The sequence below is a fragment of the Marivirga sp. genome, assembly GCF_051117495.1.
Lineage (GTDB): Bacteria > Bacteroidota > Bacteroidia > Cytophagales > Cyclobacteriaceae > Marivirga.
Genome location: NZ_JBNPEF010000004.1, coordinates 304,604 through 319,947, shown reverse-complemented (window position 1 = coordinate 319,947; position 15,344 = coordinate 304,604). Strand labels below are relative to the sequence as shown.

General features: G+C 36.0%; 9 protein-coding genes. 8 read left to right on the top strand and 1 reads right to left on the bottom strand.

What is annotated here, in order from left to right; genetic code table 11:
• Positions 1 to 93 precede the first annotated feature (93 nt).
• From ACFE0M_RS02550 to ACFE0M_RS02540, 3 genes are all read left to right on the top strand, one after another.
• Positions 94 to 1,464 carry an MATE family efflux transporter gene (locus ACFE0M_RS02550; RefSeq protein WP_434544165.1) on the top strand — a complete coding sequence of 457 codons (1,371 nt, stop codon included), beginning with the start codon at positions 94 to 96 and terminating at the stop codon, positions 1,462 to 1,464.
• Positions 1,465 to 1,634: 170 nt separating this feature from the next.
• Entirely contained in the window at positions 1,635 to 3,851 is a 2,217-nt protein-coding gene (locus ACFE0M_RS02545) for a S9 family peptidase (protein WP_434544164.1), read from the top strand.
• Positions 3,852 to 4,211: 360 nt separating this feature from the next.
• On the top strand, positions 4,212 to 5,747 hold the full coding sequence (locus tag ACFE0M_RS02540; protein WP_434544163.1) for a fasciclin domain-containing protein: 1,536 nt from the start codon (positions 4,212 to 4,214) through the stop codon (positions 5,745 to 5,747).
• 707 nt (positions 5,748 to 6,454) lie between these two features.
• Here the strand turns inward: ACFE0M_RS02540 and ACFE0M_RS02535 are convergent.
• Positions 6,455 to 9,421: a TonB-dependent receptor gene (locus ACFE0M_RS02535; protein WP_434544162.1), complete on the bottom strand. Its 2,967-nt coding sequence runs from the start codon at positions 9,419 to 9,421 to the stop codon at positions 6,455 to 6,457.
• A 206-nt stretch (positions 9,422 to 9,627) separates the two neighbouring features.
• Here ACFE0M_RS02535 and ACFE0M_RS02530 point away from each other — a divergent pair, with 206 nt between their 5' ends.
• From ACFE0M_RS02530 to ACFE0M_RS02510, 5 genes are read left to right on the top strand one after another with little or no spacing between them, the layout of a single operon-like run.
• Positions 9,628 to 11,583: a BatA domain-containing protein gene (locus ACFE0M_RS02530; RefSeq protein ID WP_434544161.1), complete on the top strand. Its 1,956-nt coding sequence runs from the start codon at positions 9,628 to 9,630 to the stop codon at positions 11,581 to 11,583.
• A 2-nt stretch (positions 11,584 to 11,585) separates the two neighbouring features.
• On the top strand, positions 11,586 to 12,869 hold the full coding sequence (locus ACFE0M_RS02525; RefSeq protein ID WP_434544160.1) for a dihydroorotase: 1,284 nt from the start codon (positions 11,586 to 11,588) through the stop codon (positions 12,867 to 12,869).
• Between the two features lie 2 nt (positions 12,870 to 12,871).
• On the top strand, positions 12,872 to 13,396 hold the full coding sequence (locus tag ACFE0M_RS02520) for a DUF4199 domain-containing protein (RefSeq protein WP_434544159.1): 525 nt from the start codon (positions 12,872 to 12,874) through the stop codon (positions 13,394 to 13,396).
• Positions 13,393 to 14,358 (top strand): glycosyltransferase family 2 protein, encoded by a 966-nt coding sequence (locus ACFE0M_RS02515; protein ID WP_434544158.1) that lies wholly within the window; start codon positions 13,393 to 13,395, stop codon positions 14,356 to 14,358. The genes ACFE0M_RS02520 and ACFE0M_RS02515 overlap by 4 nt, the downstream gene beginning before the upstream one ends.
• Positions 14,355 to 15,338: a glycosyltransferase gene (locus ACFE0M_RS02510; RefSeq protein ID WP_434544157.1), complete on the top strand. Its 984-nt coding sequence runs from the start codon at positions 14,355 to 14,357 to the stop codon at positions 15,336 to 15,338. The genes ACFE0M_RS02515 and ACFE0M_RS02510 overlap by 4 nt, the downstream gene beginning before the upstream one ends.
• Positions 15,339 to 15,344: the final 6 nt, after the last annotated feature.

Genomic DNA, 15,344 nt, shown 5'->3' with positions numbered 1-15,344 from the left:
TGGAATTGTTGAAATCCTAATTCATATTGATAGTCCTGTTCAAAACTACAATTGTTATATAAACCCATAATTTGAAATGCCGTATCTTTGAGGATGGCTAAATCCAAGAAATACACGGAAGGTAAAATCTTAAATTCTTTAGTAAGCTTGGCATTTCCTATCATCATGGCCAATGTGTTACAAACAGCTTATCAATTAATCGATACTTTTTGGCTGGGTAGATTAGGAGCGAATGCAGTGGCGGCTGTGAGTTTAAGTTTCCCTATTCTGTTTCTGGTTTTGGCTTTAGGTGGTGGTTTAACACTAGCAGGAACTGTAATGGTTTCCCAACATAAAGGTGCTGAAAATCAAGGGAAAGTCAATTATGCATCCTCACAAACCGTGATGGTCATATTTTTCATTTCTATTCTTTTAGCAGCTGTAGGTTATTTTTCTGCCGAGCCCTTAATGAAAATTGTAGGTGCAGGACCTGAAATCTTAAGAGATTCCATCAGCTATTTCCAAGTTTCTTCTTTTGGATTTGTATTCCTGTTCATGTATTTCGTTTTTCAGTCTTTAATGCGTGGCATTGGCAATGTTTACCTGCCTATGTTCATCATTTTAGGTACGGTGTTACTCAATCTTGTTTTAGACCCCCTCTTTATTTTTGGATGGGGACCAATTGAAGGGTACGGGGTTGCAGGAGCTGCTGTTGCTAGTGTATTTACCCAAGGCATTTCTGCTTTTATAGGGATGGTCATTCTTTTTAAAGGAAAGAGAGGAATCAAAATTAAGTTTACTCACATGAAATGGGATTTCCCATGGGTGAAAAAGCTTTTTGAATTAGGTATTCCCTCTAGTTTGGATCAATCAAGCCGTGCCGCGGGCATGACCTTTATGATCATGCTGGTAACCAGTTTTGGTAGTGAAGTGGTGGCTGCTTATGGAGTGGGTGCCAGAATCTTAAGTTTGGTAGTAGTTCCGGCTTTGGGTTTTGCCATTGCCACCACAAGTTTAGTAGGACAAAATATTGGAGCCAATAAAATTAAGCGAGCAGAAAAAATTGGTGATTTAAGTAATAAAATTGGTTTTTGGGGCTTAACAGCCATTGGATTATTACTCTTCATTTTTGCAGAGCCTATTACGGCCTTCTTCATTCCTAATGACCCAACCGTTATAAAAAATGGAGCTTTATTCATTAAAATTATGGCACCCAGTTTCGGATTGCTGGGAGTTCAACAAATATTGAATGGTGTTTTCAATGGAGCCGGATTTACCCAAGCCTCTATGTTAATCTCTATTTTCAGCTTATGGATTGTCCGCTTTCCGGTTGCTTTTATGCTTTCCAATAAAACTTCTTTAGGATTTGAAGGGATTTGGTGGTCATTCCCGATCTCAAACTTTTTGGCGGCCATTTTAGCTTTTGCTTATTATAAAATGGGCTATTGGAAATTGAGGGTGATTAAAAAGCGACATGAACTATAGCTCAGTAAACAGTCGACAATAGACAGTTTACAAAACAGTCAATGCTATTTAGGGATCGACAATCGACAATTACTCAACTTCTGACTTCCATCTTCTAACTTCCAACTATAATAATTCCATTCCTTTTTCTTAAATTCAAGCGCAATTATTAATAGTGAAATTAAACAATTATGATAAGGAAACGATTTTCGCAGTTTTTTAGCTTGCTTTTACTAGTTTGGTGCTTTTCAGTTCAAGCACAAGAAAAGCAGACATTTAGTAGCTTCCAAGAAGCAATGGCTGGTCTTCGGCCACTTGGCGGTAATTCCGGCCCAAGTAATATTAATTGGATTGATGATGGTGAAGCCTATTCATTTACCGAAAGAGGAGAAAATGGCGCTCAATTGATCAAATCCTACAACCCAAAAAGTGATGAGGAAAAATTAATTTTTTCTACTGAAGGCCTTAAGGTGCCAGGTTCGGAGGATCCATTTCAATATGTTTCTTTCCAATGGTCTGATGATTCCAAATATCTGCTTTTTCAAACCAATTTCCGACCTGTTTGGAGAAGGTCTGGTATATCCGATTATTACTATTACTCTATCGAGGATAAAACCTTGGATTTGGTAGCTAAAGATGCTCAAACAGCAGAATTATCACCCAATGGGAAAAAAGTTGGCTTTGAAAGAGGCGGTAATCTATTTGTCTTCGATTTGGCTTCCAAACAAGAAACTCAATTGACCAATGATGCAGAAGATGGTTTTTACAATGGCCGTTTTGGTTGGGCTTATGAGGAAGAATTTGGATTGGCGCAAGCGTGGGAATGGTCGCATGACAGTGAATATATCGCTTTCTGGCAGTCAGATGAGAGAGAAGTCCCGATTTTTCAAATGACAGATTATCAAGGTACTCACAAAGAATGGATCGAAGTGCCATATCCGCAAGTAGGTGATACTAACCCAACAGTAAGAATTGGTGTAATCAATGTATCAGAAAAATCTAAGGAATGGATGCAGGTTCCTTTGGAAGAAGGCTATATCCCAAGAATTTACTGGACAGCTGAAAAGGCTAAATTGGCCGTAATGCATTTGAATAGGGCACAAACTCATATGAAAATGTATATGGCTGATGCCAAAACAGGGGAAGCCAACATGATCATGGAAGAATCTTCTGATGCATGGATTGATGTGTTTGATTTCTTTGCAGGGATTATGCATTATGCATTTTTCCCTAAAGATAGTGATGAGTTTTTCTGGATTTCAGATAAAGACGGCTATGCCCATTTGTACCGTTATGACTATGAAGGCGAATTGCAAAATCAACTAACGGAAGGTGAGTGGGAAGTGGTTTATGTACATGCAATAGATAGCAAAAAGAAGAAGATTTATTATAGTTCTACGGAAGATTCCCCATTGGAAAGACAGCTTTATGTAGTGAATTTTAATGGGAAAGGGAAGAAGAAAGTCACAGAAATGGAAGGCCGCCATAATATTGATATGGCACCTGAAGCAACCTATTTTGTAGATAGATATTCTAATATAAATACACCTACTAAGGTCGAATTGCGAGATGCTACCGGGAAGTTGGTGAAAATGTTGGAAGAAAATAAGGAGGTTAATGAAGCATTAGGAACGATAGCATTTTCAAAGCCTGAATTGTCAAGTTTTGATAACAGACATGGTGATAAAATTGATATCTCTATTTATAAACCAATAGGTTTTGATGCTTCCAAAAAATACCCAATGGTCTTGGATGTTTACGGTGGTCCTGGTGCACAGTCAGTTTATAATCAATGGAGTGTAAGTGCTTGGCATCAGTATTTATTGCATAATGGATATGTAGTGATTCAGGTAAACAATAGAGGCGGAGGTGGATATGGCCGTGAGTTTGAAAAGATGGTTTATAAAAGATTGGGGCATAACGAAGCGCGAGATTTTGCAGATGCAGCAAGACATATGGTCAAGTTGGGATTTGTTGATAGAAATAGAATCGCTATCAGAGGACATAGTTACGGTGGTTATATGAGCAGTTTTTCTATTTTAAATCACCCTGAAGTTTTTAAAGTGGCTCTTGTAGGGGCGCCTGTAACGGATTGGAGACTATATGATAGTATTTATGCGGAGCGATACATGGGATTGGAGGAAGATAATGAAGAGGGCTATATCAATTCTGCCCCTACAACTTATGCCCAAAATTTAAAAGGTCATATGTTTATAGCCCATAGCACTATGGATGAAAATGTACATGTTCAAAATACATTTCAATTAGTGAAAGCTTTAATTGATAATGGAAAAGACCATGATTTAAAGATTTTTCCTCCGGGAGCACATGGAGTAGCTTACAATTTCCCTAGCTATTTGCTTTTAATGAATAATTATATCAATTATTTAGAAAGATATTTGAAATAGAAAAATAGTATCAAAACCTGTCAGGTTTCTAGGATTAATAGTGGTAAAACTGATAGTATTTCCATCATTAACATCAAGTATAAACCTGACAGGTTTGATTTCAACCTACCAATTTAGACTTTTATAATTAACAAATTTTTGAGGGAGGCCTTCTTATCCTAAAACAATCGGCTCCTTAACTTTAAATAAAATTATTTTCTTAATTATCCCAACTTTCTTAATGAATATAGTGTCTAATGATAGCTTGCAATATATTTATTGTGTAATTTAGTCGTTATGCATAACAAATAATTGCAACAATATTTTAAGAATGAGGTTTAAATACCTATTTTCACAACTATTAAACAAATTAAAACTATTATGAAGAAGAAAAATCTATTTTTAAAATCAACAAGCAGCTTATTAGCGATGCTTTTTGTAGTAATGTCGGCTTTTATGTTTACGGCATGTGACGGTGATGATCCAGAAGATCCTCAGCCTGAACCAGAAAATTCAATATTAGAAGTTGTAGCATCAAGTGAAACTCATACTCAATTAGAAGCATTTGTGAATGCAGATGAGGATTTAGCAAGCGCATTAGGTGGAAATAATTTAACTTTATTTGCTCCAAATGATGCAGCATTTGAAAAATTGAGAGTAACTCTTGGAGTGGACGATCTTAACCAAGTAAGCCCAGCAGTTATTGGGGCTGTTCTACGTTTTCACGCTGTTGCTTCTGTAGAGTTGAGAGAATCTTTCAGTGAAGATACTGAATTAGCTACATTACAAGGTGAAAATATTTCATTTAATGCAAATGGTAATATTGCTACTGGTGGTTCTGACACAGATGTAGAATTTGTTGGAGATGAAATCTTAGCTACAAATGGAGTGGTGCATGTTGTGGAAACCATATTAATTCCACCAACTATTTTTGCGACAATTGGTGCAAACTTAGGTAAAGTATCACAAACAATCCTTCTAGGAGCAGACTTCAGTACATTAGCGGCCGCAATCACTAAAGCTGATACTTATGCTGCAAGCACTGAAGGTGCCCCATTATTGACCGAAGTTTTGGCCGGTGATGATGATATTACTGTTTTTGCTCCAATCAATCAAGTTTTTGAAGCAGCAGGTATTACTTTAGAGACATTTACCGCAGAGCAATGGTATGGAATTATCCTTACTCATGTGGTCGCTGGTGATTTATCTGCTGAAGCAATTGGTGGAGGCTTAGCTCAAGGAGAAAATACACTTACAACTTTTGCACAGACAAATGTTCAGGTTGCGCCAACAGTATTCCAAGAAAATGAAACTTTAGCTATAGGTGGTGCACCAGTGGTTTCTCCAGATATTACTTCTGAGAACGGAAGAGTTCATGCAGTGGCTGGCGTAGTTTCAAGTGTTAATACATACACTACCGTTTTATTAGGTGGTCAAGGTAATGAGGCAGAAGGTTTTTATGATGCTTTTGGTAATGTTAGATATTCTTATGCCGATGCTAGAGATGCTTCTGGTGTAGAGGGTTCTCCAGTAGATTTAGCTTATTATTTTGGAGCAAACAATCAAGCAACTTTGGCTGCTATCGATGATGATGGATTGAACGCAGTTTATACAGCAGTAGGTTTACCAATTGAAGGTATATTTGGAACTAGAAACTCTACCAAATTCAGAGTAACTGATTTAGGACTTACAGAATTTGGAGGAATTTTATTAAATAGTCAGTTAGAAATGGCCGCTAGTTCTGAAAACAATACTAATTCATCTGCAATAAATCTTCAAGAAGGAAGCGTAGTAGCTTTCACTTTAGATGCTGATAGAGGCGCTTATGTTGGATTGATAAGAGTAGTTGAAATTGATGATACTAATGGCAATGGTACTATCACTATTGAAGTGAAAGTTCAGGTTGCTGGAAACTAATAATATTTTCAAATAATTTTAAAAAGGCCATCATCTGATGGTCTTTTTTTATGCCTTTTTTGTAAATGATCATGGCTAAATTTCTATGATGCTTTACATCTAAACTGTAGCATCTAATACTTTCATGCATCATTATCACTATCAGGGTTCGAATAAATCTTAAAGTAAGTAAGCTTAAGGTTATTAGACGGGCTGCACCTTATCATATTTATATACTGTTAGATATTATTTTTTGATTTCTTGATATTCTTTTAATCATTTGCCTGACATGAAAATGTCCGAAACTTCTATCTGCAATTTTCTTACATTGAATCTTATTCCTAAAATAAATATTCACAGCTTGGATATAAAAGTAGTTCATCCACGGTATTATCTATTTAAGCCTACATTTTATAACAAACATGTCAGGTTTTGTGGTGATAAAAGCAAAATAGATGCGCCTCGGCTTTCAGGTGGTTTCAATTGAAAGTTTCCGTGGGTTAAAAATGGCCAAAATAGCAAGTAGTTAAGGTGAAAACACCTAAACATGGGGGGCTGGTGTCTTTATCTCGCAAATACTATCTCTATGAATAGAATATTTATATGAAGTGCATTTTGTAATCTGTAATGAGGAGGTTTTAATATCAATTTTCGTTAGGAGTAGAAACAAAAAAAGGTGACCAATTCCTTAATCACCTTTAAAACTGAATGATATATTTTTAGATTGATTAATTCATTAACTGGTCAAATGTTATAGAAACATAGTAGATTCCCCCAATTCTAGGAGCCCCAAAACTTTGCACATAGTACTGGTTAAATAAATTTGACCCCCCAACTTTCAGCATCATTTTAGATGGTAACTTGTATGAAACCTGAGCATCAGCAGTTCCAAATGCCGGAATTATACCGTCTCCAAATGAAGATTCCCAGAAGAATTCTGATTGCCATCTATAAACGATGTTAAATCCTAATTTATCCGTCAATTTCCTATTGCCAAATTTTACATTGAATTTGTGCTCTGGCGTATTAAAACCAAATACAAAATCATCACTTGCATTTTGTGTGTTGATTTGGTTGTAGTTATAATTAACACCTACTGTGTATTTCTTAGGTAAACTATAGTTTAACTCTCCAGCAAAACCATAGGCACTTATTTGTTCATCAGCATTAGTATATACTTGGAAAGTATTATCAGCTGTTCCATTCAATAGCGTTAGCGGATTAGGTGTTCCATCAGGATTTAAACCGGCTCTTCTCATTCTTTGCTGTACTATAAAATCATTATAGGTATTAAAATATCCCACAAAATCCATCATCAATTTGTTATTGACTACGCTTTTGTATCCCACTTCAATAGATTGTACTTGCTCAGGGGCCACTGGATCAAAATTTTCCACTGCCACTAATTGTTGAGCGGCATTAGGAATAAAATTTGGATCAGCTCTTTCTTGAGGAGTGGCGGCAAAAACATCTGCTGCAAACCCATTTACTGACTCAATGGTGTAAATATTGGGATTTGTACCAATTTCGTACTCCTCTAGATTCCCCGGTAATCCACCTAATAATCTACTGGAAATAATATCTAAATTAATATATTGTCCTTGAGTGGTAGGGTTTCTAAAACCTGTTTGAAATGAAGCTCTGATATTATGAGTTTTATTAAACGTTAAAACCCCTGAAAGTCTTGGACTAAAAACAGCATTAAAATTCTCGTTTTTATCTGCTCTAATGGATCCTATTAATTTCAATTTGTCTTCCAAAACCCTTTTTGAAGCTTGGACAAATCCACCCATTTCATTAATAGTGATAGGGTTTTCAGGACTGTCAGGGAAAATCGTTCCATTTGATCTTAAATCATATTGACGAAAACTAGCCCCTACCAATAAATCCATAAATTCAATTTGGTCACTAAAATCGTATTGAGCTTCGGCATGGTACATTCTCGTTTGGTCATTAAACTTTGGTCCATTTGGAACGGTACCTTCAGACGCTTCTTGCAAAATTCTTTGGCCATCCTCGGAATCAAAATCCACGTCAAAAAATGCCTCTGTGGTTGACCTTGCATAATTAAATGCGTTTCGTTGAATGGCTGGAGTTACATCAGCAACTGAGTTGTTTTCTGGGTCAATCCCTTGATCATATAGAGATGCTAAATAATTATAAGCATAAGTTCCAAGCCAGCCAGAAACATCTTGAGAGAAAACGCCTACGGGGCTATTGGCAACACTTAAATCCAAAACTCTTTTTGCGTAAAATTCTGTAATGTAGGAATCACCTGAGTTTTCCAAAGTGGCATATCCTCTTATAAACCAATTGGTTCCTTCAAACTGTAATCTGTGTTGCTGTATTCCAAAATTCTTCAAGCTATATCGCTGAGCTCCTGTGTATATACTAGTTCCATAGCCGGCATTCCAAAGATAGCTAGCTTCTATATTATCAGTCAATCTATAATAAAGGCCTACATTTGCTTTGTAGTTTTCCGCACCATAATCAATCAATTGATGTTCCTCAAAAGGTGTAGCTGAAACTAATTGATTGGGTAAAAATCCATTTTGTACGAAACTATTGGCTGGAACACCTTTCATAATTAGATTATCTCTCTGAATTTGAGAGTTGTTGCTTAACTGGCCTGCTAAGGTACCCCAAGCGTCAGAAAGAGATAGTATGGCAAGGTTTACAGCCGCCTCATCTCCCATTAAGTTGGGCGCATCTTTTCCAGGGTTAAAATCTAGATTGTCAGGCTGTAAACCAGCGTTTCTGTCCGCATCGTAATTTGTTGCATACCAATCTTCTGCTCTCATATAACTACCATTCACTTTAAAGGCAAAACGGTCATTAAATAAAGATTTTGCATAACGGAATGATGCCTCATACATCGGTTGAGGAGCACTTGGAGCTCCTGCTTCTGTATCAGCGCCTAAATGGTTCACGCCTGTTTTTGCAAAAAAGCTAAATCCTTGATATTCAAAAGCAGATTTACTGGTTACTCTCATAATACCATTAAAAGCATTGGGTCCGTATAGAGCAGATTGAGCACCCGGAATGAATTCAACACTCTCAACGTCCAATTCAGATGGCCCGTTTAAGTTACCTATAGGAAAGTTCAATGCCGGTGCCTGCGTATCCATTCCATCAGTTAACTGAACGAATCGCGTATTACCGGTTGAATTAAAACCTCTGGCATTCACAATCTGAAAGTTGATACTACTTTGCGTAACATCAACTCCTTTTAAATAACCTATGGATTTGTAGTAATTGTCCGCTGGAGTTTGTTGTATGGAAAGTATGTCCATTTTCTCGATGGAAACTGGAGATTGAAGGATGCTTTCTTCCACCCTTGAGGCTGAAACCACTACTTCTTGGCCCATCAAGGTTTCTTCTTTCATCGAAATTTTTATGTCAGTAGCACTATTGTTTGCATCAATAGTGTATTCCTCGGTTTGATATCCCACCATACTGAATTGAAGTGTGATAGGGGTTGGGAGGTTAACACTAAAATCAAAGTTCCCGTCAAAATCAGTGGTGGTTCCCAAAACCTTTCCTTTCACCACTACATTCACTCCGATTAGTGGTATCTTGCTGTCGTCATCTAAAACAGTTCCTGAAATCCTTGTGCTCTGTGCATTACTTTGCCATGCCATTCCCAGCATTAGGCATAAGAGTAAGATAGTTTTTTTGAGTAAATTCATTTCCATATAGTATAGTTTTAAAAATCTTGTATCAAATTAATCAAAAAATAGAGTTGATTAAGCTGTACAACCGACAATTTTAAATAATTTAATACAATTTTCGCTAATAATTTAAAATTATCTTTTGGATTAGCTTTATTTATTGATCAATGGGCTAAATATTGCCATAAAGTATTGATTACTTTCATCTATTGCACTAATTTGCCTCTTGTATGAATTATACCAATCCCAATGCTTTCTGGCTTTTATTTTTGATTTTAATTCCTATACTGATTCACCTGTTTCAGTTCAGGCGTTATAAAACCCTCAAGTTTAGCAACACTTATTTCTTAAGTGCTGTGAATGAGGAAGAAAAGCGAAGTAGAAAGCTTAAACACTTATTAATTTTACTGACCAGAATATTACTGATCATATTTTTAGTATTAAGTATGGCCAAACCCTTTTGGGAAAGCGAAGCCATGCAATCGGAAGTAAATTTGATAGTTTTAGACAAAACTCCCTCTAATTTAAACTTTGCTGAAGGTAAGGCAAATTCGATAGTTGAGGAGAATATGAGTTTTGTGAATAAATTATATGAAAAATATCCTCAAGACCTCAAAGTGCTTAACCAGTCCGCTCAGCTTGTGGAGCCTTATGGAGATATTGACATACAAGAAAGTAAAGCCAATTTAAGCTTTAATAAAATTTTAGAGGAGAATGAAGATGCTGAGAAAATTCTTCTATTAAGTGATTTTCAAAAACCGATAATAGATAAAAACTTGGATTTTTTTCAAGACTCCAGCAAAGCATTCGTTTTCATGCCCCCGTATTTACGAGCTCCCAATAATTTAATGGTCGATTCAGTATGGATAGCACAAAATGCGACAAATGGAGAAAAGATCAATTTAAATATAAGAATAATTGCGATTGGAAACAGTGAAGAAGTGAACGTTTCCTTGAATAATAATAATCAGTTAGTAGGAACCCAGCAATTAGAATTAGAGGAAAATGGAATTATAATTCTGGATTTCCCGATTGAGCGTTTTTCTGACGGTAGTTCAAGAATTTTTCAAATTACTTTGGATGGCGACCAAATTGAATTTGACAATGAATTCTTTTTCACTATCTCTAACCAAGAGCGCTTGAAGGTCTTATCTTTATCGTCTAATCAGCAAAATAAGCTCATCAATACGGTATTTGAAAATAAAGAATTATTTGAATTGCAAACTGAATTATTAAATAATTTTTCTTTTCAAGAATTAGATGAGTTCGATTTAGTTTTGGTTCATCTGGGAGATGATCTCAATAATTTTGCATCATCTGCTTTAAAGACCTATGCCTCCGGAGGCAATAACTTGGTCATTATTCCTGAAAATGATTTTGACCAATTCTCTTTTCTTGAAGATCTAGGATTTACAGATGTTGGGTTTACCAATCAATCCAATCAAAATACGGTCCGATTAGAGACCCCTGATGTTCAAAACCCATTTTTTAAAAATATTTTTAGTTCTATGGAAGGGAATCTAAGCATGCCAGAATCTAAATTGTTCATGAAGTGGTCAAGTGGTCAAAATATTCTCTCCTTTGTCAATACTTATCCATTTTTAGGCCTAGGCGGAATAGAAGATAATGTTTATGCTTTCTCCGTACCATTGAATGAAGATTATACCAACTTTACTAGGCATGGTTTATTTCTTCCTATATTATATAAAATTGCATTTTCTGGTAAGAAGGAAAATCAAGCGCAATATTATTATTTAAATGATGAAGTGATTGAAATCAATATCCCGGATTTATCATCAGGAGATATTTTCAAATTAAAACAAGGTGAGCAAGAGTTAATACCTGACCAAAGGATAAGCGGAAATCAATTGAGGTTAATTTTACCTCAAGAGGATATTAAAAATGGTTATTATGATATCATTAATACTAAAACAGAGAAAACCATTGCGAAATTAGCTTTGAATTTACCTAAATCGGAAAGTGAAAACCCATACTATACACGCTCGGAATTGCAAGAGTTATTTCAAAATCAAAAAAATGTTGCCATATTGGAAGGTTACGATTTTTCATCAATTGATGAATATATAGCAGAAACCAAAAAAGGTTTTCCTTTGTGGAAATATTTCTTAGTATTAGCTTTGCTGAGTTTATTAGCTGAAGTTTTAATTATCCGCTTTTTTAAATAGATATGCGTACGTACATCAAAGCTGTTAAAATCATCAATCCTGCTTCTCAATGGCACAATCAAAAAATTGATTTGCTGTTGGATAATGGGAAAATTACAGATATCAATCCTTCTGGAAAAGTGGAAGCGGATCAAATAATTGAAGCTAAAGAGCTTTATGCTTCACCATCTTGGCTGGATATGAGAGTTTTTTCCGGTGAACCGGGTGAGGAATACCGTGAAGATTTCGAAAGTTTAGCTCGTGTTTTAGAAAGTGGTGGTTTTGGTGCTGGACTTTTAATGCCAAACACAACTCCTACTATCCAGAATAAAGCGGATATCAAAACGGTTTTATCTCATAATAAGTCTCAAGTAAGTCAATTCCTCCCTTCTTCAGCAGTCACCATTAATTGCGATGGCGAAAATTTAAACGAGATGTTGGATGTGAATCATGCTGGAGCTGTAGCTTTCACGGATGGTGCTCAACCACTCTGGAATAGTGATATACTGGTGAAATCTCTACAATATTTGCAGAAATTTGATGGAATCCTCATAAATTTTCCACAAGACCATAAACTGGCTTTGTTTGGTCAAATGAATGAAGGAAAAGTAAGCACAGGTTTGGGATTAAAGGGAATTCCTCATTTGGCTGAAGAAATAGTGATACATAGAGATTTGGAACTTCTGCAATATGCAGTTGGCAAACTACATTTTAGCTGTATCAGTAGTGCCAAAAGCGTAGAATTAATCCGAGAGGCAAAAGCAAGAGGATTGAATGTTAGCTGCGATGTTAACATCCACCATTTGATTTTAGACGATGAAAATTTAGAATCCTTTGATACGAATTATAAAATCTTGCCTCCATTAAGAACGCAAAAAGATATTGATGCTTTGATTGCCGGTGTAAATGATGGCACTATTGATGTGATAGTTTCAGGGCATCAGCCTTACGACCAAGATCATAAAAAAATGGAATTTGATTTGGCAGAATTCGGCATCATGGGTGCACAAATATTATTTCCGCTTTATCATCAATTCTTATCAAAAGAAATCAATCTTGAAACTTTTATTTCTTGCATAGAGTGCAATCCGAAAAAGATCTTAAAACAAGATCAAAATAAAATTGAGAAAGGTGAAGAGGCTGATCTAACATTATTTTCTTTAGCTGAAAGCTGGAAGTTTGATTCAGAAAGTAATCAATCAAAAAGCGATAATTCCCCATTTATGAATACAGAATTTTCCGCTAAGGTTTTGGGAGTTTTCAAGCATCAGCATCAATATTTAGATTCAAAATTCACCCATTCATAATCATGAATTTATTAGTTAAAAGCCCTTTACGATTCAGTCTGATTGCCATATTTTTTGTGGTACTGATGTTCTTCATTTCGGTATTTCTTGATAAAAACCCTGTTATTTACAGCAGTAATATCATTTTCATAGGCCCACTAATGGCTATCTTCCTATTCTTCAGCATTAAAATATTTAGAGACATCAATCCGGATGGCTTAAGATTTTGGCAAGGCTTTTCAATAGGAATCCTCTACACCCTTTTTTTTACAGCTTTTTATGCTATCGTGTTGTGGGCGGACGGAACGCTATTTGAAACAAATCATTTTGATGAATACCGTCAGATGATAACTGAAAAAATCATATCGGGCAAGGAAATGCTTGTAGATCAGATGGGAGAAGAGGGGTATCAAGAATATCTTAAATCCGGAGAATCATCCAATGCCAGGATTATTGGGAGCTTGGCTTTCAATAATATCATTATTGGAATAGTAGTGACCCCTTTGGTTTCTTTGTTTATGCGTACTCCTGAACCTAAGCGATTATGAAGTATAATTTGAGCATCGTAATACCGGTATTCAACGAGGAGGAATCCATTCCTGAGCTAATTGGTTGGATTGAGCGAGTGATGGGGGAACATTCATTATTAACGTATGAAATTTTATTGATTGATGATGGAAGTTCAGATGATTCATGGAATATTATTCAAGATTTAGCTACAAACAAGCTTGCCGTAAAAGGGATAAAGTTTGCAAGAAATTATGGTAAATCAGCCGCACTTCACACAGGCTTTAGGGCTTCGGAGGGTGATGTAGTCATCACTATGGATGCTGATATGCAAGATAGCCCAGATGAAATTCCGGCTTTATACGAAATGGTCGCAAAGGAAGGCTATGATATCGTTTCTGGTTGGAAAAAGAAGCGGCACGACCCGATAAGCAAGACCATTCCTTCAAAATTCTTCAATTTAGTTACGCGGAAAATATCAGGGATCAAACTCCATGATTTTAACTGTGGTTTAAAAGCTTATAGAAATAAAGTGGTGAAAAATATTGAGGTTTATGGTGAAATGCACCGCTATATTCCGGTAATAGCCAAATGGAACGGATTTAGGAAAATAGGAGAGAAGGTAGTGCAACACAGAGCTAGAAAATACGGGGAAACCAAATATGGCTTGGAGCGGTTCCTCTATGGTTTTCTAGATTTACTTTCCATCACCTTCGTTTCCAAATTCAAGAAAAGCCCTATGCATTTTTTTGGTGCCTTGGGAACGCTCTCGTTTATATTCGGCTTTTTCGTTACCATTTACATTATTGGTAAGAAATTCTATGAAATCCACTACCATTTGCCTGTTCGGGAAATAACAGACCAACCCTTGTTCTTTTTGGCTTTAGTGGCGTTAATTGTTGGGGTCCAATTGTTTTTGGCTGGATTTATCGGGGAGATGATCACTATGAATTCTCCAAGGAAAATTGATTACATCGTAGATGAAGAAATTGGAATAGGATGAGATTTTATTCTGTAATTATTCCTATTTATAACCGTCCTGATGAGATTAAAGAACTTTTGGAAAGCTTGACTCATCAAACATTTCAAAATTTTGAAGTATTGGTCATTGAAGATGGCTCTTCTATCAAGTGTGAAGAGGTCTGTAAATCATATTCCTCTCAGTTAAATCTTCAGTATTTCTATAAAGAAAATTCCGGTCAAGGCTTCAGCAGAAATTTCGGGTTTGAAAAAGCAAAGGGCGACTACTTTATCGTATTTGATTCTGATTGCATTATTCCTGGCGATTATTTTGAAACTGTGGATCATTATTTAAATGAGCATCATTTGGATGCTTTTGGTGGCCCTGATGCTGCATTGGAAAGTTTCACTATAGTGCAAAAAGCCATCAGTTATTCCATGACTTCCTTTTTCACCACTGGCGGAATCCGGGGTGGCGAAAAGCAAATGGAAAAATTCCGACCTAGAAGCTTTAATATGGGGATTTCAAAGGAAGTTTTTGAAAAAACAGGGGGGTACAATATCACTCGTATGGGAGAAGATATCGAGTTTAGCATCAGAATTGAAAAAGCTGGTTTTAAAACTGGATTGATACCTAAAGCTAAGGTTTACCATAAAAGGAGAACAAAGTTAGGTCAATTCTATAAACAGCTATTCTTTTTCGGCAGAGGTAGGATTAATATTTTTAGGTTTTATAAAAGTGAATTGAAATTGGTGCATTTATTGCCTTTGTTCTTTGTTTTGGGCTTGTTTTTCTGGCTCACTACTGCCTTTTGGCATTGGAAATTATTTCAATTGGGCGGAGCACTGATCGCCATTTATTATTTTCTAATCGGTATAGACGCTTTCATTAAAACCAATAATTTCTTGGTGGCTTGTTTAAGCTTAGTTACCTCATTTATCCAGCTCTTTGCTTATGGTTTAGGTTTTATTAAAGAGAGTTTTGCTTACTTAAAACAACCAAAACCAATGGGATTGAAATAGATTGGA